We start from the raw sequence: 18,412 nt of genomic DNA, 5'->3' as shown, positions 1-18,412 counted from the left end.
GACCGGGTCCGACCGCCGGGAGGCCCCGCGTCGGCCCCGGGCCGGGCGCGGCCGCGGGCGGGCCCCGGGTGCTGTGGCGGGTGCGCGCCGACGGGGAGACCGGCCTCGTCGACCTGGGCCACCACCCGCTGGACTCGCTGCGCGACCTCCTCGCGCCGCTCGGGGTGCCCGCCGGGGTCAGCYCCGTGGTGGCGGCGCCGACGGCGCTGGCCGGGGCCCGTCGGCTGGCTGCCCTCGCCCTGCGCACCGCCCCGGCGGCGGCCGGTCCCGGAGCCGTCCTGCTGGACGAGCGGCTCCCGGCGGCCCTGGTGGCGGGCGACCCGGAACTCGCCGGCCGGCTGCGCGAGGTGGTGCTGGGGCCGGTGCTGGCGCTGCCCCCGGAGGACACGCGGGTGCTGCTGGACACCCTGGGCACCTGGCTGGCCTGCGGGGGCTCGACGACGTACGCCGCCCAGCGCCTCTACTGCCACCGCAACACCGTCTCCAACCGGCTGCGCCGCCTGGAGCAGCTCACCGGCCGCGCCCTCTCCGACCCGGCCCACGTGGTCGAACTGGCCCTGGCCCACGCGGCGGTGGCCCAGCGGCCCGCTACCCCCGCGGCGCCCCCGCCTCCCGCTCCTCCCGGGGCCGCGGGTGGCGCGCCGACTCCAGCAGGTACGGCACGTCGATCACCGCGACCCCGGGGGTGAACAGCAGCCGCGCCTTGAGCCGCAGCGCGTTCTGGTTGTGCAGGGGTTGCTCCCACCAGTGGCCGACGACGTATTCGGGAATGACCACCGACAGTACGTCGACGCCCTCCGCGGCCGCCCGTTCCTCCACGTACGCCATCACCGGTGCGACCACTTCGCGGTAGGGCGAGTGCAGGACCTTGAGGTCCATCCCCGGGTCGTGCGTGGCCCAGGCCTCGCGCAGCCGCTGCGCGTCCTCCTCGTCGGCGGCGACGGACAGGGCGGTGAGTGTGTCGGGCCGCAGCCCCTGGGCGTAGCCGAGGGCCTTGAGCGTGGGGGCGTGGACGGAGGCGACGAGGACGATGACGTGGTGGCGGGCGGGTCTGCGGGGTTTGATCCCGGGGGCGACGGCGACCTGGCGGGCCACGACGTCGTAGTGGCGGCGGACGCCCTTCATGCCGATGAAGAGCGCGGGCATGGCGATGACGACAAGCCAGGCGCCGTGCGTGAACTTGGTGATGAGGACGATGACCAGGACGACGGCGGTCATGCACGCGCCGACCGCGTTGATGGCGAGGCGGCGGTGGATGTGGACCCGGTCGGCGCGGGGCGTGGCCCCCGAGGCGAGTGCGCGCCGCCAGTGCCGGACCATGCCTGCCTGGGAGAGGGTGAAGGAGACGAAGACGCCGATGATGTAGAGCTGGATGAGACGGGTCAGTTCGGCGTCGAAGGCGACGATCAGGGCGATGGCGGCGAGGGCGAGCAGCACGACGCCGTTGGAGTAGACGAGCCGGTCGCCGCGGTTGTAGAGCTGGCGCGGGGCGTAACGGTCCTTGGCGAGGATCGAGGCGAGCATCGGGAAGCCGTTGAAGGCGGTGTTCGCGGCGAGGACCAGGACGCCGGCGGTGACGGCCTGGAGCAGGTAGAAGAGGAAGTGCCAGTCTCCGAAGGTGGCGCGGCCGATCTGGGCGAGCGCGGTGGACATCGGGGTGCCGGGCGGCAGTCCGAGTTCGGTGGGGTCTGCCGCGACGTGCACCTCGTAGGCCATGGCGAGGACGGTGATGCCGGAGAACATCGTCACGGAGAGCACGCCCATGGCGGCGAGGGTGGTGGCCGCGTTCGCGGCCTTGGGCTTCTCGAAGGCGGGGACGCCGTTGCTGATGGCCTCGACGCCGGTGAGGGCGGTGCAGCCGGAGGCGAAGGCGCGCATGGCCAGGAGGACCACGGCGAAGCCGGTGTAGGTGCCGACGGCGTGGATCGGCAGGTGGGCCGACTCGGCCCGGACGCTGTCCCCGGTCGCGAAGCGGACGGCGGCGACGGCGAACATCACGTAGACGACCAGCACGAAACCGTACGTGGGGATGGCGAAGACGCGGCCCGACTCCCGCACGCCGCGCAGGTTCATCAGGGTCAGCAGCACCACGAAGGCGACGGACAGGGCGACTTCGTGGTCGCTGAGGGAGGGGATCGCGGAGGTGATGGCGTCGACCCCGGAGACCACGGACACGGCGACGGTCATCACGTAGTCGACGAGCAGGGCGCTGGCGGCGGTGAGGGCGGCGGTCGGCCCGAGGTTCTCGGAGCTGACGATGTACGCGCCTCCGCCGCCGGGGTAGGCGTGGCAGGTCTGCCGGTAGGAGGCGATGACGACCACCAGCAGGAAGACGATGGCGGCGGCCGCGTACCACGTGAGGTGGAGCAGCGCGACCCCGCCGAGGGCGAGGATCAGCAGGATCTCCTCGGTGGCGTAGGCCACGGAGGAGAGGGGGTCGCTGCAGAAGATCGGCAGCGCGAGCCGCTTGGGCAGCAGGGTCTCGCCCAGGCGCGCGGTGTCGAGGGGCTGACCGACCAGCACGCGTTTCAGATTGATACGCCTCATTCCGGCATGATCGTCCATCCGTGCCCGATTTACGGGGAAGCGACCCGTCCGTCCGGCCGCCGTCGGCCCCCGCCGGGCCTCCGTCCGGCCCAGTGGCGATCTTGGAGGGCTGCTGCGATGGTGATCACGTCGGCCGCCCGCGCACCACGCGAACGGACGGCCGCCCGAACGAAGGAGGACGGCCATGGAGGCATCCGTCTATCTGGCCTACGACTACCCCGTGCTGGGCGCGTTCTGGACCGTGATGTGGATCTTCCTCTGGGTCCTGTGGCTGGTCCTGCTCTTCCGCATCATCGTGGACCTCTTCCGCGACCACGAGATGAACGGCTGGCTGAAGGCCCTCTGGCTGCTGTTCCTGATCCTCATCCCGTTCCTGGGCGTCCTGGTCTACGTGATCGCCCGCGGCAAGGACATGGGCAAGCGCGAGATCTCGCACGCGCAGGAACAGCAGGCGGCGTTCAACAGCTACATCCGCGAGACCGCGGGCGGCTCCGGCAAGAGCACGGCGGACGAGCTGGCCAGGCTCTCCGAGCTGAGGACCAAGGGCGATCTGACCGAGGCCGAGTTCCAGCAGGCCAAGCAGAAGCTGCTCACCTGATCCCCACGCGGCGCGGCGGGGGCCGGATCCCGAGGGATCCGGCCCCCGCCCACGGCCTCACATCCGGGCGGCGGCGCTGCGGATGGCCTCGCGGATGCGGAAGTAGGTGCCGCAGCGGCAGATGTTGGCGATGGCGTCGATGTCCTCGTCCGTCGGCTCGCTCGTCCGCCGGAGCAGCGCCACCGCGGCCATGATCTGGCCGGGCTGGCAGAAGCCGCACTGAGCCACGTCCTGCTCCAGCCAGGCCTCCTGCACGGGGTGCAGCACGTCCCCGTCCGCCAGGCCCTCGATGGTGGTGACCCGCTTGCCCGCGCACGCGGAGACGGGCACCACGCAGGGGCGGACGTCCGTGCCGTCGAGGTGGCTGGTGCAGGCCTTGCAGACGTCCACCCCGCAGCCGTACTTGGGGCCGGTGACGCCCAGCATGTCGCGGAGCACCCACAGGAGGGGCAGGTCGTCGGGTGCGTCGACGGTGACGCTCCGCCCGTTGACGGTGAAGGTGTGCGAGGGCACGGCGTGCTCCAGTCGGTCAGCGCGGGTAGGGGGTGAAGTCGACGTCGAAGGCGAGGGGGAAGCTGCGCGGCTTGGAACCGGTGGCGCGGGCCCAGGCGTTGGCGATGGCGCCGACGGCGGCCGGCACCCCGAGCTCGCCGGCACCGCCCGGGTCGGTCCCCGTCGCCGGGAGCACGAAGACCCGTACGTCCAGCGGGGTGTCGCGCTGCTTCGCCCAGTGGAACTGGCTGTAACTGCCCTCCAGCGGAAGCCCCTTGTCCAGGTGCAGCCCGGCCCGCAGCGTGGTGGAGATCGCGTCGGTGAGGCCGCCGATCATCTGCGCCTCCAGGCCGCTCGGGTTGACGGGCAGACCCACGTCCACCGCGATCACCGCCCGGGTGACGCGCACGTGCTCCGGATCCCGGGTGTCGATCTCCACCAGGCAGGCGGTGCGGGACTTGTACTCCTCGTGGAAGGCGATGCCCTGAGCGCAGCCGGCCGGCAGCGCGCGCCCCCACTCCCCCTCGGTGGCCACCTTGTCCAGCACCGCGCGCTGGGCGTCGGTCTTCAGGAAGGTGCGGCGGAAGCGGTACGGGTCCTTGCCCGTGGCGGCGGCCAGCTCGTCGACCACGATCTCCTCGGCGCCCCGGGTGTTGGCCGAGTAGACCGAACGCCAGGACCCGGTGGGGATGCCGGTGGGCACCTCGCTCAGCGCCTGGGTGGTGAGCCCGAAGTGGTACGGGGACTTCACCGTGGTCAGGAACAGGGTCTGGGCCAGGGTGGCGTTGCCGATGCCCGACGGCAGGCTCGCGGCGGTGGCGGTGATGATCTCGCCGAGTCCGTGCCGGAAGTCGGTCTCCGCGGCGGCGACCCGGTGCTCGAAGCTGAGTACCTCGCCCAGCAGGTGGGTGGCGCGGATCCGGTGGTGGGTCGCGGGGCGCATCCGGCCGTGCCGGGTGTCGTCGACGCGGGTCCACATCAGCTTCACYGGGCGGCGGCAGGCCTTGGAGATCCGGGCGGCCTCCAGGGCCGCGTCGAAGAACAGCCGCCGCCCGAAGGAGCCGCCGGCCTGGACCACGTGCACCTTCACCTTGTCGAGCGGCAGCCCGAGATCGGCGGCGATGGTCTCGCGCGCCACGATCGGGGACTTGAGCCCGGACCAGACCTCGGCACGGTCGTCCCGCACGTCGGCGACGGCGGAGTTGGTCTCCATCGGGGCGTGGCTGACGAAGGCGAAGTCGAACTCGGCGTCCACGTACGGGGTGAGCAGCGGCGGCACCAGCAGCGGAGGAACGGCGGCCCGGAGCTTGGCGCGGATCTGCGCGTCCGAGAGCTGGTCGGCGGGGCCCGGACCCCAGACGACCTGGAGGGCGGCCTTCGCGTCCAGGGCCTGGCCGAAGGTCTCGGCGACGACGGCGACCCCGGTCGGGACGGTGACCACGTGCAGGACCCCGGGCATGGCCCGGACGGCATCGAGGTTGGACACGCTCCGCACACCGCCGCCGAGGGTGGGCGGACGGCGCACCACGCAGGGCTTGGCACCGGGCACGTCGAGGTCGAGGGTGTACTTCTGGGCGCCGGTGACCATGGCCCGGGCGTCGATGCGGCGGGTGGGGGTGCCGACGAGGGCGTGCCGCGCGGCGGGTTTCGGGGAGGCGCCGAGGACGATCAGGCCGGGCGCCGCCGCCTCCGCGGAGAGGCCGCCGTAGTCGGCGGTGCGGCCGTCGGGGGCCCGGACGACGCCGTTCGCGGTGGTCAGGCGGGAGGCGGGGAGGTTCCAGCGGACGGCCGCCGCCGCGACGAGGCGGGCGCGGGCGGTGGCGGCGCACTGGCGGACCGGGCCGTACAGGGACCGGATCGAGTTCGAGGAGCCGGTGAGCTGGTTGAACAGCAGCTCGGGGCGTGCGTCGTCGAGTTCCACCCGGACCGAGCCCAGGGGCGCGTCGAGTTCCTCGGCGACCAGCATGGCCACGGCGGTGGTCAGGCCCTGGCCGACCTCTTCGCGCGGCAGCCGGAAGCGGATCGTGCCGTCCGCCTCCACCGCGAGCGCCAGCAGGGCGGAGGTCGGGGCGCCGGCCAGGATGAACAGGTCGCCGAGGTCGACCAGGTCGGCGATGGCGGGCAGGGTCGGGACCACGGCGTGCGCGGGCTGCGGGGCGAGCACGTCGGCGCCGGCCCGGGTGACCAGCGCCAGGGTCGGCGCCGCGACGAGGTAGGTCAGGAAGGAGCGCCGGCTGCTCCCGGAGCCGGCCCCCGGCCCGCCGGCGGCGGACGCGGACGTGGACGCGGACGCGGATCCGGTCACCCTGGTCTCTTCGGTCATCTGGTCGTGTCCCCGCCCTGCCCCCGGCCCGCCGCTCGGACCGCCACCGGCTCATTACCGACACGTAGAGTAGCGATCGCCGGACTGGGTGGGAAGCACGGGGCCGGAGTGACCCCAGTGGCCACGAACTGCGGGCCGAACCCGCCGGGTTCGGCCCTCACGGGGCCCGGGATCCCCCTTCCGGGGGTCCCCCGGAAGGGGCGATCACGGGCTGACCCGAGGGGCCCTGAGGTGCGAACGCCTCGCCCGTACGCTCGACGGACGCCGCACGGAGCGCCCCTTTCCGGCCGTCTGCGCGCGGCCCCGGCGCCGGGCGGGCGGAGGACCTGCCGGCTCCTCCCGGCAGGCCGGGCCCGCCCCGGCGTGACCGGATTCGTTCGCACGCGCGCCGGGAGGCCGGAAGGCCTGCGGCATATGTCGGGAGCAAGGCCTGTACGGATGTTGCCAAACGCCTTACAGCCCGTCGCGGGCTGTGCCACAGTCGTAGCCGGTCCTTCTTCAGGACCTGGCCGTGACGCGTTCTCATCGCCGCGCCTGCATCGGAGTGCCCATGCCGTCCCATCTGTACGCGGACCGCCCCGCGCAGCCGCCCGAGCCGGGACCGGTGGACGCCCTGATCTCCCGGACCCGGCGGCTGCGGGGCGACGTGGACGCGGTGCGCCGCGACACCGTCGTGGACGAGGACGACCCGCAGGGCCGCTGGCAGCGCGCGCTCTGCGACCTGGCCGTGCACCAACTCGACGACCTCGGCGAGCACCTCGGCCGGCTCAGGGAAGGGCTGCCACCCGCCCTGGAGCCCTCCGGACTCCCCCCCGTGGCGCCCGGGACCACCACCGAGGACCGGCAGACCCGGATCGGCAGCGCCGAGTGGAACCTGCTGACGGACGAGGTCACCTGGTCCGAGGAGCTCTTCCAGATCTTCGGCCGCTCGCCCGAGGCCGGTCCATTGCCCCTCGACGAGCTGGGCTCCGCCCTCTTCTCCGAGGACCAGCCCCTGCTGACCGCGATGGTCACGGACTGCCTGGTCGACGGGAAGCCGATCGACGGCGAGTTCCGCATCGTCCGGGCCGACGGCCGCGTCCGGACGCTGCACATGAGGGGCGAGCCGGTACTCGACTCCGACGGCTGCACGGCCACGATGTGGGCCGTGCTCCGCGACGTGAGTGAACTGCGCCGGAGCCAGCGGGCGGTACGCGAGTCGCAGGACTCGCTCCAGCGCCGGCAGGAGATCGCGCGGACCGAGCACCGGCTGGCGGTCGAACTGCAGGAAGCCGTGCTCCCCCCGTGGCGCGGCTCCCTGCGGTTCCCGCACGACAGCGCCGCCGCCGTGGACGTGGCCGCGCAGTACCTGCCCTCCACGACCGGCTCGCTGATCGGCGGCGACTGGTACGACGCCCTCGAACTGCCCGACGGCCGCTCCCTGCTGACGGTCGGCGACCTGACCGGGCACGGGGTGAGCGCCACGTCCGGCATGGCCATGATGCTCGGCGCCCTGCGCGGGATGGCCATCGCCGGGATCGAGCCCGGCCCGCTGATGGGCTGGCTCAACCAACTGCTGGAGGCCTCCGTACAGCCCGCCCTGGGCTCCGCCGTCTGCTGCAGCTACGACCCCGCCCGCCGGGTGCTCACCTGGGCCCAGGCCGGACACCCCGCGCCGCTGCTGTTCCGGTGCGGCCGGGGCCGGGCGCTGCGGCCGCCGGAGGGCGTGCTGCTGGGCGCGACCGCGGGGGCCGCGTACGGGCAGGCCGAGGAGCGGCTCGAACCGGGCGACGTGCTCGTCCTGCACACGGACGGACTGACGCCGCACGGCGTCGAGTTCGGCCGGACGGACTGCACGGAACGCCTCCTGGCGCTCGCGCCGCGGTTCCCGGCGGCGCGTTCGGCGCGGGACTGCGTACGGCTGGTGACGGAGGAGTTCGGCGAGGGCGAACGGGAGGGCGACGCCTGCCTACTGGTCGCCCGGATCGGCGGCTAGGGCACCGCGTACCGGTCCGCGGGACGTCGGCCGGCGGACCGCAGCCCCGCGACGACCGCAGGCTGGGGGCCGCGCCCGGGGCGCGGCCCTTCGTCGTTCCCCCTCCCCTTCCGCATCCGTTCCCTTACGCGTCCGTTCCTTCCGCATGCGATCCGTGACACCCCTCCCCCCTACGCCTCCGTCCCCCGGGCGACCCTCGGCGCGGGTGCGTCCGGCAGGGCCAGCTTGATCTCCTCGCGCAGGTCCTCGATACGGGCGTAGCCGGCGTACTGGCCGGTGAGCCGGTACATCTCGCGCAGCCGGTCCCAGGTGCGGTGCGAGCTGGTCTCGCTCATGGAGACCAGGGCCAGCCGGGCGTAGCGGTCGGCCTGCTCCGGTTCGTCGGCGATGAAGCAGGCCGAGGCCATGGAGATGTAGTCGAAGGTCTGGGAGCGCTGATAGCCGTCGCCGCGCAGCCGCAGTGCCTCCCGCGCGTGGCGCGCCGCCACCGGCGCGGCCGTGGCGTCATGGTCGGCGAGCGTCCGGTACGCCAGGGCCTGCATCCCGTGCAGGTCCGCCTCGTCGAAGTGCTGCATCCACGAGGGCGGCGGTACGTCGCCCTTGTCGGACACGAAGAGTTCCTCGGCCTCGCCCAGGGTGCGGCGCATGGCCTGGCCCTTGCCCATGGCGGCCTGTGCCCAGGCCTCGATGGTGTGCAGCATGGCGCGGGTGCGCGGGAGGGTCTGCTCGCCGGAGCCCGACTGGGCCAGCTTCATCAGGTCCAGGGCCTCGTTCGGCTTGCCGAGGTGGACCATCTGCCGGGCCGCCCGCGAGAGCGCCTCTCCGGCGCGCGGACGGTCGCCGCCCTCGCGGGCCGCGTGGGCCGCGATGACGAAGTACTTCTGCGCGGTGGGTTCGAGGCCGACGTCGTGCGACATCCAGCCCGCCAGCACCGCCAGGTTGGCCGCCACCCCCCACAGCCTGCGCTGGAGGTGGTCGGGGTGGTGGTAGGCGAGCATGCCGCCCACCTCGTTCAGCTGGCCCACGACGGCCTTGCGCTGCAGGCCGCCGCCCCGGGAGGCGTCCCAGGCGCGGAAGACCTCCACGGAGCGCTCCAGGGCCTCGATCTCCTGGGAGCCGATGGGGGCGGCTTCGTAGCGGTCGTAGCCCGCGGGGTCGGCCTGGTGCGCATCGCCGAAGCGCTGCGCCTCCTTGGCCGCGGCGGGGTCGGAGTGGAGCCAGTCGTACATGGCGTTGCTGAGGGCTGAGCCGGCGGTGAGCGCGGCTCCCGCGCCCATCAGGCCGCGACGGTTGAGCATGAGGTCCATTCCCGTGAATTCGGTGAGGACCGCGGCTGTGCGTTCGGGCGCCCAGGGCACTCCGTCGGGGTTGTCCTTCGCCCCGTCCGGCTGCCGTTTGGTGGTGCGCCGCTGCCGTACGAACCCGAGGTCCTCGATGGTCACGACACGACCGAGCCGCTCGGTGAACAGTGCTGCCAGTACCGTGGGCACCGGTTCGCGCGGGGTCTCCCCCATGTCGATCCAGCGCCGCACCCGCGAGGTGTCGGTGGCCAGTTGGTGGTGACCCATGGCCGCCGCCTGCCGGTTGACCATCCTCGCCAGTTCGCCCTTGGACCAGCCGGCCAGGCCGAACAGGTCGTTCAGACGGGTGTTTGGACCTTTGCTCACGTCAAGCCCCCAGGTTCTCGGCTGAGTTGACAGTAGCCCCCTGTCAGATCCCCGTGGACTATTCGCCAGGGTTCGCCAGGGCACGCCCGGTGGTTCGCCAGGGACCCCCCGGTGTCAGGTAGGAATGCGCCTCCCCGACCCGGTTCACCGGCGGAACTCCCCAGGGTGAAGTACGGGATCCGGCGGGGCGGCGTACGCAACTCGTCGGCGCACGAAGGGAACCGTAAACGCCATGTACGCAGCAACGTCCTCCGTGTCCGCCCCGGTCCGTCCGCACCGCACCCTCCAGGCAGGGGGCGGCCCGTACCTCGAACCCGGCCGCGCGCCGGCCCCGGCGCAGGGCGCCGGCGCCGTACGGGCGCGGCGGATGCCGGGTACCGGATCACAGCCGCTCAGCGGAAGAATCGACCTGTCGGGGCCGCAGGGGGCGCAGTTGCGCACCGCACTCGCCTCGGTGCAGCGGATCTGTCCGGAGTTCGCACCGGTACAGGTCCTGCGGCGCAGCGGCCGGTCGGTCCTGCTGGTGGGAACGACCGGGCGGATGACCGCCGTCGCGAAGGTTTTACTGGACCATTCGCCCGAGTGGCGCGAGCGGTACCGGCACGAAATAGCGTCGTACCGGACCTTCGTCCGGCACCGTCCGCCGGTACGCGTGCCCCGGCTGATCGCCGCGGATCCGGAGAACTGCGTACTGATCGTGGAGCGCATGGCGGGCCGCGTCGCGGCGCTCCAGCGGCACCCGGTGGAGGCCCCGCCCCGGACGGACCTGCGGGCCGCCCTCGGAGCGGTGTGCCGGGTGAACCAGTGGCGGCCGCCGACCGACCTGTTCGGGCAGCCGGTGGACTACGCGCGGCGGATCAGCCGGGACCACCAGCTCGGGCTGCTGCCCGACCGGGACTTCGGCGACCTGCAGAAGCTGCTGCACGGCCTGCGGCCGGCGGGGATCCCGTGGCAGTTCAACCACGGTGACGCGCTGCTGTCGAACCTGCTGCTCTCCCCGGCGGGTCCGGTGCTCCTGGACTGGGAGCACGCGGGCTGGTACCTGCCCGGCTATGACCTGGCCACGCTGTGGGCGGTGCTGGGCGACGCCCCGGCGGCGCGCGGCCAGATCAGCCGGCTCGCCCAGTCGGCCGGTCCCGCCTTCCGGGACTCCTTCCTGGTCAACCTGATGCTGGTGCTGACCCGGGAGATCCGGATGACCGAGACGGCGGTGCAGCGGTCGATGACGGCCGCCGCACCGACGCAGCCGCTGCCCGCGGGGGCCCTGTCCTCGGGGGAGGAGCAGCGCCTGCTGCTGCGCCGCCTGCACGACGATGCCGGGATGGCGCGCAGAGCGGTCAGGGCCGCGGTCGGCACGCGCTGATCCCGCCGATCCCGCCCCCATGACGCGAAGTCCCGTGGCTCCCACCGCCACGGGACTTCGCTCGTGCGCGCACGCCGCGCCCGCCGGGGGATCCACGGGCCCGGGGGCGGCTGCGATCTTCAGAGGGCACCCCTGAAGACCCAGGCCGCCCCGGAGGACACCGTGCCCGTACAGATGATCGACGCCCCGCCGTCGGGCGGGCGCGTGCGCGCCGCCTGGAGGACCGCACACGCCCCGGTGCCCGGGGTCGCGCGGTGGGCCCGGGCGGCCGCGTACGCCGTCCCGTTCACCGTGCTGCCGTCCGGGATCTGGCGGCTCGGCCTGCTCTTCGCCGACGATCCCGAGGGGGTCCGGGAGAACCTGCCGGGGTGGATCCCGATGCGGGTGTACCTGGTCGCCCTGACGGTCTTCACCGAGCTCCTGGCCTTCACCGCGGTCGGGCTGGTCGCCGCGTGGGGCGAGCGGGTCCCGCGCCGGCTGCCGGTCCTGGGCGGGCGGCGGATACCGCCGGCGGCCGCCGGGATCCCCGCCGCCCTCGGCGCCCTCGCGCTGACCGCCCTGTGGGGCTTCGTGGCGTGGAGCCAGGTGGCCGGGACCACCGTCACGGGAGAGCCGCTGCCCGACGACTTCCCCAGCAGGGCGGGGGGTTTCGCCGGCGTGTGGTTCTACGCCTGCTACGCGCCACTGGTGCTGTGGGGCCCGCTGCTCGGCGTGGCCACGGCCGGGTACTGGATGCGGCGGCGCCGGATGTCTTGACATCCCATGATCCCCCGAACAGGTTTCTGACTCAGCATCAGACATGCTGGAGCCACCCCTTCCCTCCCTCCCGCCGGAGCCCGCCCATGTCCGCAAGTGCTTCACGCACCTCCCCCGCCGCCTTCCCCTCCAGGCGTACCGTCCTGGCCGGGACCGGGGCCGGGGTGCTCGCCGCCACCGTGCTCCCGTCCGCCGTCGCGCGGGCGGCCGACGGGCCGCCGCTCGGCGAGTACGACGTCGTCGTGGTCGGGTCCGGGGCCTCCGGGATGACCGCCGCGCTCACCGCCGCCCGGCGCGGGCTGAGCGTCCTGGTGGTGGAGAAGGCCCCCACCTTCGGCGGGTCGGCCGCCCGCTCCGGTGCCGGGATCTGGCTGCCCAACAACTCGGTGATCCTGGGCGCCGGGGTCCCGGACACCCCGCAGAAGGCGGCGACGTACCTCTCGGCCGTCGTCGGCCCCGACGTACCGGCCGACCGCCAGGCGGCGTTCCTGGCGAACGGGCCCCGGATGCTGGACTTCGTGATGGCGAACAGCCCGCTGCGGTTCCGCTTCATGGACGGCTACAGCGACTACTACCCGAACCTGCCGGGCGGACTGCCCGGCGGCCGGTCCGTCGAGCCGGACCAGATCGACGGGAACGTCCTCGGGCCGGAGCTGGCGCACCTGAACCCGGCGTACATGCCGGTGCCCGCCGGGATGGTGGTGTTCAGCCAGGACTACAAGTGGCTGAACCTCGCCGCGGTCAGCGCGAAGGGGCTCGCGGTGTCCACGGAGTGCCTGGCGCGCGGCACCAAGGCCGCGCTGCGCGGGGAGAAGCCGCTGACCATGGGGCAGGCCCTGGCGGCCGGCCTGCGGGCCGGGCTGCTGCGGGCGGGGGTGCCGGTGTGGCTGAACAGCCCGCTGGTGGACCTGGTGCAAGAGGGGCCGGACGGTGCCGTGACCGGCGTCGTGGTGGAGAAGGAGGGCGTACGGGGCGTCGTACGGGCGCGCAAGGGGGTGATCGTCGGCTCGGGCGGCTTCGAACACAACGCGCAGATGCGGGCGCAGTACCAGCAGCAGCCGATCGGCACCGAGTGGTCGGTGGGCGCGAAGGAGAACACGGGCGACGGGATCCGGGCCGGGCAACGGGCGGGCGCCGCGCTGGCCTTGATGGAGGACGCCTGGTGGGGGCCCTCGATCCCGCTGCCCGGGGAGCCCTACTTCTGCCTGGCGGAGCGGACCCTGCCGGGCGGCCTGATCGTGAACCGGGCGGGGACGCGCTTCGTGAACGAGGCCGCTCCGTACAGCGACGTGGTGCACGTGATGTACGAGAAGGACCGGGCGGGGGCGGGTTCCCACATCCCGGCGTGGCTGATCGTGGACCAGAACTACCGCAACCGGTACCTGTTCAAGGACATCCTGCCGACGCTCCCCTTCCCCGACTCCTGGTACGAGGCGGGCGCGGCGAAGAAGGCCTGGACCTGGGAAGCCCTGGCGGGCCAGATCGGGGTGCCGGCGGCCGCGCTGCGGGCGACGCTGAACCGCTTCAACGCCCAGGCGTGGAACGGCACCGACCCTGACCAGCACCGGGGCGACACGGCGTACGACCACTACTACACGGACCCGGCCGTGCAGCCGAACTCCTGTCTGGCGCCGGTCTGGGTGCCGCCGTTCTACGCCTTCAAGATCGTGCCGGGGGACCTGGGCACGAAGGGCGGGATCGTCACGGACGCCCGCGCCCGCGCTCTGCGGCCGGACGGCTCCGTGATCCGGGGCCTGTGGGCGGCGGGCAACGCGAGCGCGGCGGTGATGGGCCACAGCTACGCGGGGGCCGGATCGACGATCGGGCCGGCGATGACCTTCGGCTACGTGGCGGCGAACGACATCGCGGACGCCTGACCGGACCGTTGGAGCCGCCGGCACCGGCGGGGCCGGCCCGTCACGGAGGGGACCGTTCAGCCCTGCTGGAAGAGCTCGGCGGGCAGCGGCTTGAGCAGCGCGTAGAGGTCGTCGGTGATGGGGCGGTCCCAGCTGGCGATGGTCACGAGGACGTTGTCGCTGCGGTCGAACTGCACGCAGGAGATCCGGCTCTCGGAGAGCTTGACCTTCCGGACGATGAGGAGGTTGTCACCCTGCATGACGGGGCAGTCCTCGGAGCCGGTGACCTCGACTTCCTCGTCGTTCTCCAGGGCGGCGAGGAGCTGGGCCACCTCGAAGGGGACCTGTCCCTCGGCGAGGTCCCGGGCCGGGGATCCCTCGGGGAGGTTGCCGATGATCATCGCGGGGCCGCGGCCGCCGAACAGGTCGTAGCGGAGGAAGACGCCCTGGCAGCTGCCGTCGGGAGCGGGCAGCAGCCCGGCCCCGAGGTTGCCCGGCCAGTCCCCCGGGTCCATGGCGAGGACGTCGAAGTCCGGGCCGGCGGGAGTGGCGGCGCGGTGGCGGCGGAGGAAGGACATGCCGCCATGGTACGTGGCCGCGGCGCTTTTCCGGCCCCGGGGGCCCTCGTCCGGGCGAAGGCCCCGCGAAGGCCCCGCGACGGGCCCACGGCGAGCCTGCATCGCGTCCGCGACGGACCTGCGGCGGGTCCGCGACGGACCTGCGGCGGGCCCACGGCGGGACTGCGGCGGGTCCGCGACGGGACTGCGGCGGGCCCACGGCGGGTGGTGCGGCGGGCCCACGGCGGGTGGTGCGGACGCCGCCCGCACCACCCGCCCGGAGATCCCGGACCTGCGCGTATGGACCGTCCGACCGTTGTACTCCTTACCGTCCGGACGGACGGGAGGCGGGTCGCCGCGTCGGACCGCGCAGCACGCTCCCTTTCCCGCCACAGTCCCGCTCACTGGCTGTATCTTGCTGTCCGTCCCCACCACCGGTCCGGCCGTCCTCCGTGCGACGACACGAAGACGGCCGTTCCGGCGCTGAGGATCTTGTGACCGGGGGGACACGGCGTCCCTCCGTGAGTGCAGACGGATCTGCCCTTCGGACGTATGGGAGCACAGACAGATGGCGGAGTCTGTCCTGTCCCTCGCCACGACGCTCGCCCGCATACGGGCGCTCGCCAAGGAGAGGCAACTGGACCTCGACGAGATCCTGGACGCGGAGGCCCTCGCGGCGCGCACCGGCGTAGCCGCCGAGGTGACGGCCGCGCTGCTGCGGGGCGAGGAACACGCGGATCCCACGCCCGAGGAGGCCGGGGAAACGGTCCACCGGCGCGCGGCCTTCCTGTACGCCACCTCCCGGGACACCAACGGCCGCCCCTACTCCGTCGCGGACATCGCGGCGGCCATCGGCGCGCCCCCGGAGTGGGTCGACCACCTGGTGTCGGGCGGGCCCCTGCCGCACCTGCGGCACTGCGAGGAGTTCGCGGCCTTCTTCGGCCACGAGCCCGCCTTCCTGACGGACACCCCGGCCCAGGCCCTGAGCAGGGCCCTCCAGCCCGCGGTCCGGTCCCTCGACAACGGACCGGGCGATCTGCGGACCGAACTCACGGACCACTACGGTCTGGTCTCCATATCCACCCGGGGCAGAACACTCAGCCGTACCCAGGAGACACTGCTCCTTGGCATGATCACCTCGATGCTGTCCGCCGAGGAGGTCCGGTGAACGTCTCTCGCTCCATGCGCAAGCTCTGCACCGCGCTCACCTCGTCGCTCGACCTGGAGGCGCCGGTCGAGCCGCAGACGCTCTTCCGCGCCCTCTGCGACGCCATGAGCCGCACCCGGGGCGGCCGCCCGATCGTGCTGCGCTTCGAGCGCTTCCCCACCGAACTGACCACCTCGGGACTGTGGCTGAACATGGAGGAGTACGACATCGTCGTGGTGGAGAAGTACACGACCCCCGACCACCAACTGGTCATCCTCGGACACGAGCKGTGGCACATGAAGGCCGGGCACTGCACCGAGCACGGACGCGGGGCCGCCGCCGCCGCGCGCTCCCTGCCGGACGCCTCGGACCTGACGTACGCCAGCGTCGCGGCGCGCTCCCACTACGAGGACGTCCAGGAGATCGAGGCGGAGAGCTTCGGCCTGATGCTCGGCGACCGGTGCCGGCCCTGGCTGGTGGGCGGCGACGCCCCCGGCGCGGTGCGCAGGAACGATGTCGCCGGGCGCATCGGCAACGCGCTCGGCTACCGCGGACCGATCGGTTGACGGTGAACTCCGACAAGTACTACATCCCCTACCTCATCCCGGCCGCGATCCTCACCCTGGCGTTCGCGATCCGGCTGCCCGTGATGATGAGGTTCTGGCGCATCGATCCCAACGTGCGTTCCGTGGGCGGCCTGCTGCTGCTGGCCTCCGCCGTCTTCTACTGCGGCCGTCCCAAGACGCTGGAGGCGATGAACCACGGGACGGGCGTCCCGAACATCGCGGCGCCGGTCCTGTACACGCTGCTCACGCTGTTCTGCGCCTCCTGCCTGGTGATGATCATCCACTGGCGGGGCGGCGATCCGCGGCGCGTGCGGCGCACCAGCTGGACGATCGGCATCGTCTACTCGGCCGTCGTCGCCGGGCTGTGGACCACCTTCGCGTTCGCCGACGCACCGGTCGAACGCCTGCGCGATCTCGACACGTACTACGCCAACACCCCCTGGATGCGCGAGCACATCCTGCTCTACCTGGGGGCCCACACCATCGCCTGCGCGATCACCTCGGTGGTCACCTGGTCCTGGTTGCGCCAGGTCTCGGGCTGGCTGCGCGCGGGCCTGGTGCTCCTGGTCATCGGCTTCATCCTGAACCTCTGCTACGACACGGTGAAGCTGATCGCGGTGTTCGCCCGCTGGAGCGGCAACGACCTGGACTGGCTCAGCACCTATGTCGCCCCGCCCATCGCCGCCGTGTGCGCGCTGTTCATCGCGGTGGGCTTCATCCTGCCCCACGCGGGCGAGGCCCTGCAGCGGATAGGGACCGACTACTACCACTTCCGCTGCCTGGTGCCGTTCGTGAAGGAGCTGGAGCCGCTCGACACCGGTTCGCTGAGGCTGCCCCGGCGCTCCCCCATCAGCCGGCGCCTCGTCCAGCGCAGGACCCAGATCAGCGACGGACTGCTGCGCCTCCAGCCGTACATGGAACCCGGGATCCGGGAGCGGGCCCTCGCCGAGGCGCTGGACCGCAGGGAGGCCCCGGCCCAGGCGGCGGCCACCGCCGACGCGGTCGCCGTGGTCGCGGCGCTGCGCCGCATGCGCGCCGGCGCCGAAGCCGAGGACGCGGCCGCGGCGGGCCAGACCCAGGCCCCGGACCTGGTCGCGGTGTCCAAGGCCCTGCGCCGGTCCCCGGCCGTCACCTCCTTCCGCGCCCGGTCCGGGCCGGCAGACCATCCAGAGAGCGTGGGTTCATGAGCAGCACCGCACCGTCGTCACCGGGTCCGCGCACCGCGGTGGTCATCGGCGGCAGCCTCGCCGGGATGCTGACGGCCGCCGCGCTCGCGGAGTTCGCCGACGTGGTCGTCGTGGAACGGGACGCGCTGCCCGACGGCCCCCTGCCGCGCCGGGCGCTGCCGCAGGCCCATCACGCCCACCTGCTGTGGTCCGGCGGGGCGGCGGCCATCGACAGCCTGCTGCCGGGCACGATCGGCCGGCTCATGGACGACKGCGCCCACCGGATAGCGCTGCCGACGAACATGGTGGGCCTCTCCCCGGCCGGCTGGTTCCGCCGCTGGGCCGAGGCCTCCCACTACGTGGTCGTGGCCAGCCGCGACCTCCTCGACTGGCACGTCCGCCGGGCCGTGGGGGCCCTGGCACGGGTCAACGTCGTCGACCGTACGGAGGTGCTGGGCCTGGAGGGTGACGCCCGCCGGGTCACGGGGGTCCGGGTGCGCGAACGGGGCGGCGCGGAGCGGGTCGTCGCGGCGGACCTGGTGGTCGACGCCTCCGGCCGGTCCTCGCGCGCCCCGGCCTGGCTGACCGGGTTCGGCATGGCGGAGCCCGCGGTGCGGACGGTCGACCCCGGTCTCGTCTACGCCAGCCGGATCTTCCGTGCCCCCGAGGACCTCGGGAACGCCTTCCCGGTCATCGTGAACGTGCAGGCCGATCCGCGCGAGCCCGGTCCGGGCCGCTCGGCGACCCTGGTGCCGATCGAGGGGGACCGCTGGCTCGTCACCCTGTCGGGGACGCGGGGCGGCGAACCCACCTCGGATCCGGAGGCGTTCGAGGACTTCGCGCGGGAGCTGCRCCACCCCGTCGTCGGCGAGCTGATCAGCGGGACGGAGCCGCTGACCGACGTGGTCGTCACGCGGACGACCGTCAACCGCAGGCACCACTACGAGAAGTCCGCGCTGCCGGAGGGGTTCGCCGTCATCGGGGACGCCGTGGCCGCCTACAACCCGGTGTACGGGCACGGCATGTCGGTGGCCGCGCAGAGCGCCCTCGTCCTGCGGGCCGTGATCGCCCGGTACGGCTGGTCCGCCGACGGGCTGGGCGCCCGCGTGCAGAAGGCCGTCGCCGGGCCGGTGAGCGCCGCGTGGGCGCTGTCCACCGGCAACGACGTCTTCTACGCGGGTGCCATCGAGGGGGGTCCGACGCGGGCCGAGAAGGTGGCCGCCGCCTACGTGCGGCGACTGCTGCACACGAGTACCGGCAACGGGCGGGTGGCGCGCGCCGTCACCGACGTGATGACCCTGGAGCGGCCCGCGGCCCGGCTGTTCACCCCGCCGGTGCTGCTGGCCGCCGCGCTGGGCCCGCGCCGGGCGCAGCTGACCGGGCCGCCGCTGGCGGAGGC

At 73.3% G+C, this 18,412-nt stretch carries 15 protein-coding genes; 10 read left to right on the top strand and 5 right to left on the bottom strand.

Going from position 1 to position 18,412, the window contains the following annotated elements:
* Nucleotides 1-689: PucR family transcriptional regulator (locus AB4039_RS39560; RefSeq protein WP_442273044.1), on the top strand; the 689-nt coding region annotated here is incomplete at its 5' end.
* Here AB4039_RS39560 and AB4039_RS39555 read toward each other — a convergent pair.
* On the bottom strand, nucleotides 589-2,547 hold the full coding sequence (locus AB4039_RS39555; protein WP_442273043.1) for an APC family permease: 1,959 nt from the start codon (nucleotides 2,545-2,547) through the stop codon (nucleotides 589-591). The genes AB4039_RS39560 and AB4039_RS39555 overlap by 101 nt on opposite strands.
* Before the next feature lie 184 nt (nucleotides 2,548-2,731).
* Between AB4039_RS39555 and AB4039_RS39550 the strand changes: the two genes are divergently transcribed.
* The gene (locus tag AB4039_RS39550) at nucleotides 2,732-3,145 is read left to right on the top strand and encodes an SHOCT domain-containing protein (protein ID WP_266836816.1); all 414 of its coding nucleotides are present in this window, start codon (nucleotides 2,732-2,734) and stop codon (nucleotides 3,143-3,145) included.
* A 57-nt stretch (nucleotides 3,146-3,202) separates the two neighbouring features.
* Here the strand turns inward: AB4039_RS39550 and AB4039_RS39545 are convergent, their stop codons facing one another.
* Nucleotides 3,203-3,658 (bottom strand): (2Fe-2S)-binding protein, encoded by a 456-nt coding sequence (locus AB4039_RS39545; protein ID WP_030231481.1) that lies wholly within the window; start codon nucleotides 3,656-3,658, stop codon nucleotides 3,203-3,205.
* A 16-nt stretch (nucleotides 3,659-3,674) separates the two neighbouring features.
* The gene (locus AB4039_RS39540) at nucleotides 3,675-5,960 is read right to left on the bottom strand and encodes a molybdopterin cofactor-binding domain-containing protein (RefSeq protein WP_442273042.1); all 2,286 of its coding nucleotides are present in this window, start codon (nucleotides 5,958-5,960) and stop codon (nucleotides 3,675-3,677) included.
* 550 nt (nucleotides 5,961-6,510) lie between these two features.
* On the opposite strand from AB4039_RS39540, the gene AB4039_RS39535 reads away from it, so the two are divergent.
* Nucleotides 6,511-7,935 carry a PP2C family protein-serine/threonine phosphatase gene (locus tag AB4039_RS39535; protein ID WP_442273041.1) on the top strand — a complete coding sequence of 475 codons (1,425 nt, stop codon included), beginning with the start codon at nucleotides 6,511-6,513 and terminating at the stop codon, nucleotides 7,933-7,935.
* Between the two features lie 170 nt (nucleotides 7,936-8,105).
* Here AB4039_RS39535 and AB4039_RS39530 read toward each other — a convergent pair whose 3' ends face one another.
* Nucleotides 8,106-9,602: a DNA-binding protein NsdB gene (locus AB4039_RS39530; RefSeq protein WP_266836823.1), complete on the bottom strand. Its 1,497-nt coding sequence runs from the start codon at nucleotides 9,600-9,602 to the stop codon at nucleotides 8,106-8,108.
* Nucleotides 9,603-9,834: 232 nt separating this feature from the next.
* On the opposite strand from AB4039_RS39530, the gene AB4039_RS39525 reads away from it, so the two are divergent.
* The 3 genes from AB4039_RS39525 (at nucleotide 9,835) to kstD (ending at nucleotide 13,598) form a co-directional block, all read left to right on the top strand.
* Complete coding sequence (locus AB4039_RS39525) at nucleotides 9,835-10,965, top strand: aminoglycoside phosphotransferase family protein (protein ID WP_266836825.1); 1,131 nt, start codon at nucleotides 9,835-9,837, stop codon at nucleotides 10,963-10,965.
* Between the two features lie 162 nt (nucleotides 10,966-11,127).
* Nucleotides 11,128-11,721: a hypothetical protein gene (locus AB4039_RS39520; protein ID WP_442273040.1), complete on the top strand. Its 594-nt coding sequence runs from the start codon at nucleotides 11,128-11,130 to the stop codon at nucleotides 11,719-11,721.
* An 86-nt stretch (nucleotides 11,722-11,807) separates the two neighbouring features.
* Nucleotides 11,808-13,598, top strand: a complete 1,791-nt coding sequence (kstD, locus tag AB4039_RS39515) for a 3-oxosteroid 1-dehydrogenase (RefSeq protein WP_442273039.1) — start codon at nucleotides 11,808-11,810, stop codon at nucleotides 13,596-13,598.
* A 56-nt stretch (nucleotides 13,599-13,654) separates the two neighbouring features.
* Here kstD and AB4039_RS39510 read toward each other — a convergent pair whose 3' ends face one another.
* Entirely contained in the window at nucleotides 13,655-14,155 is a 501-nt protein-coding gene (locus AB4039_RS39510) for a hypothetical protein (protein WP_266836831.1), read from the bottom strand.
* A 547-nt stretch (nucleotides 14,156-14,702) separates the two neighbouring features.
* On the opposite strand from AB4039_RS39510, the gene AB4039_RS39505 reads away from it, so the two are divergent.
* The 4 genes from AB4039_RS39505 to AB4039_RS39490 all read left to right on the top strand — a co-directional run.
* Nucleotides 14,703-15,302: a hypothetical protein gene (locus AB4039_RS39505; protein ID WP_266836833.1), complete on the top strand. Its 600-nt coding sequence runs from the start codon at nucleotides 14,703-14,705 to the stop codon at nucleotides 15,300-15,302.
* A 14-nt stretch (nucleotides 15,303-15,316) separates the two neighbouring features.
* On the top strand, nucleotides 15,317-15,847 hold the full coding sequence (locus AB4039_RS39500; RefSeq protein WP_442273045.1) for a toxin-antitoxin system, toxin component: 531 nt from the start codon (nucleotides 15,317-15,319) through the stop codon (nucleotides 15,845-15,847).
* Nucleotides 15,848-15,849: 2 nt separating this feature from the next.
* A complete protein-coding gene (locus AB4039_RS39495; RefSeq protein WP_442273038.1) occupies nucleotides 15,850-17,034 on the top strand; it encodes an MAB_1171c family putative transporter in 1,185 nt (394 codons plus the stop codon).
* A partial coding sequence (locus tag AB4039_RS39490; protein ID WP_442273037.1) for an NAD(P)/FAD-dependent oxidoreductase occupies nucleotides 17,031-18,412 on the top strand: 1,382 nt, incomplete at its 3' end. The genes AB4039_RS39495 and AB4039_RS39490, both read left to right, overlap by 4 nt.

The sequence above is a fragment of the Streptomyces sp. M-16 genome (genome assembly GCF_052114405.1).
Lineage (GTDB): Bacteria > Actinomycetota > Actinomycetes > Streptomycetales > Streptomycetaceae > Streptomyces.
Note: the sequence above shows the minus strand (reverse complement) of the source record. Positions and strands in the feature narration are given on the sequence as shown.

Excerpts from the sequence above, each read along its gene's own strand:
- AB4039_RS39555 (WP_442273043.1), bottom strand. The coding sequence starts at position 2,547 with ATGAGGCGTATCAATCTGAAACGCGTGCTGGTCGGTCAGCCCCTCGAC.
- AB4039_RS39550 (WP_266836816.1), top strand. The coding sequence starts at position 2,732 with ATGGAGGCATCCGTCTATCTGGCCTACGACTACCCCGTGCTGGGCGCG.
- AB4039_RS39535 (WP_442273041.1), top strand. The coding sequence starts at position 6,511 with ATGCCGTCCCATCTGTACGCGGACCGCCCCGCGCAGCCGCCCGAGCCG.
- AB4039_RS39525 (WP_266836825.1), top strand. The coding sequence starts at position 9,835 with ATGTACGCAGCAACGTCCTCCGTGTCCGCCCCGGTCCGTCCGCACCGC.
- kstD (WP_442273039.1), top strand. The coding sequence starts at position 11,808 with ATGTCCGCAAGTGCTTCACGCACCTCCCCCGCCGCCTTCCCCTCCAGG.
- AB4039_RS39510 (WP_266836831.1), bottom strand. The coding sequence starts at position 14,155 with ATGTCCTTCCTCCGCCGCCACCGCGCCGCCACTCCCGCCGGCCCGGAC.
- AB4039_RS39505 (WP_266836833.1), top strand. The coding sequence starts at position 14,703 with ATGGCGGAGTCTGTCCTGTCCCTCGCCACGACGCTCGCCCGCATACGG.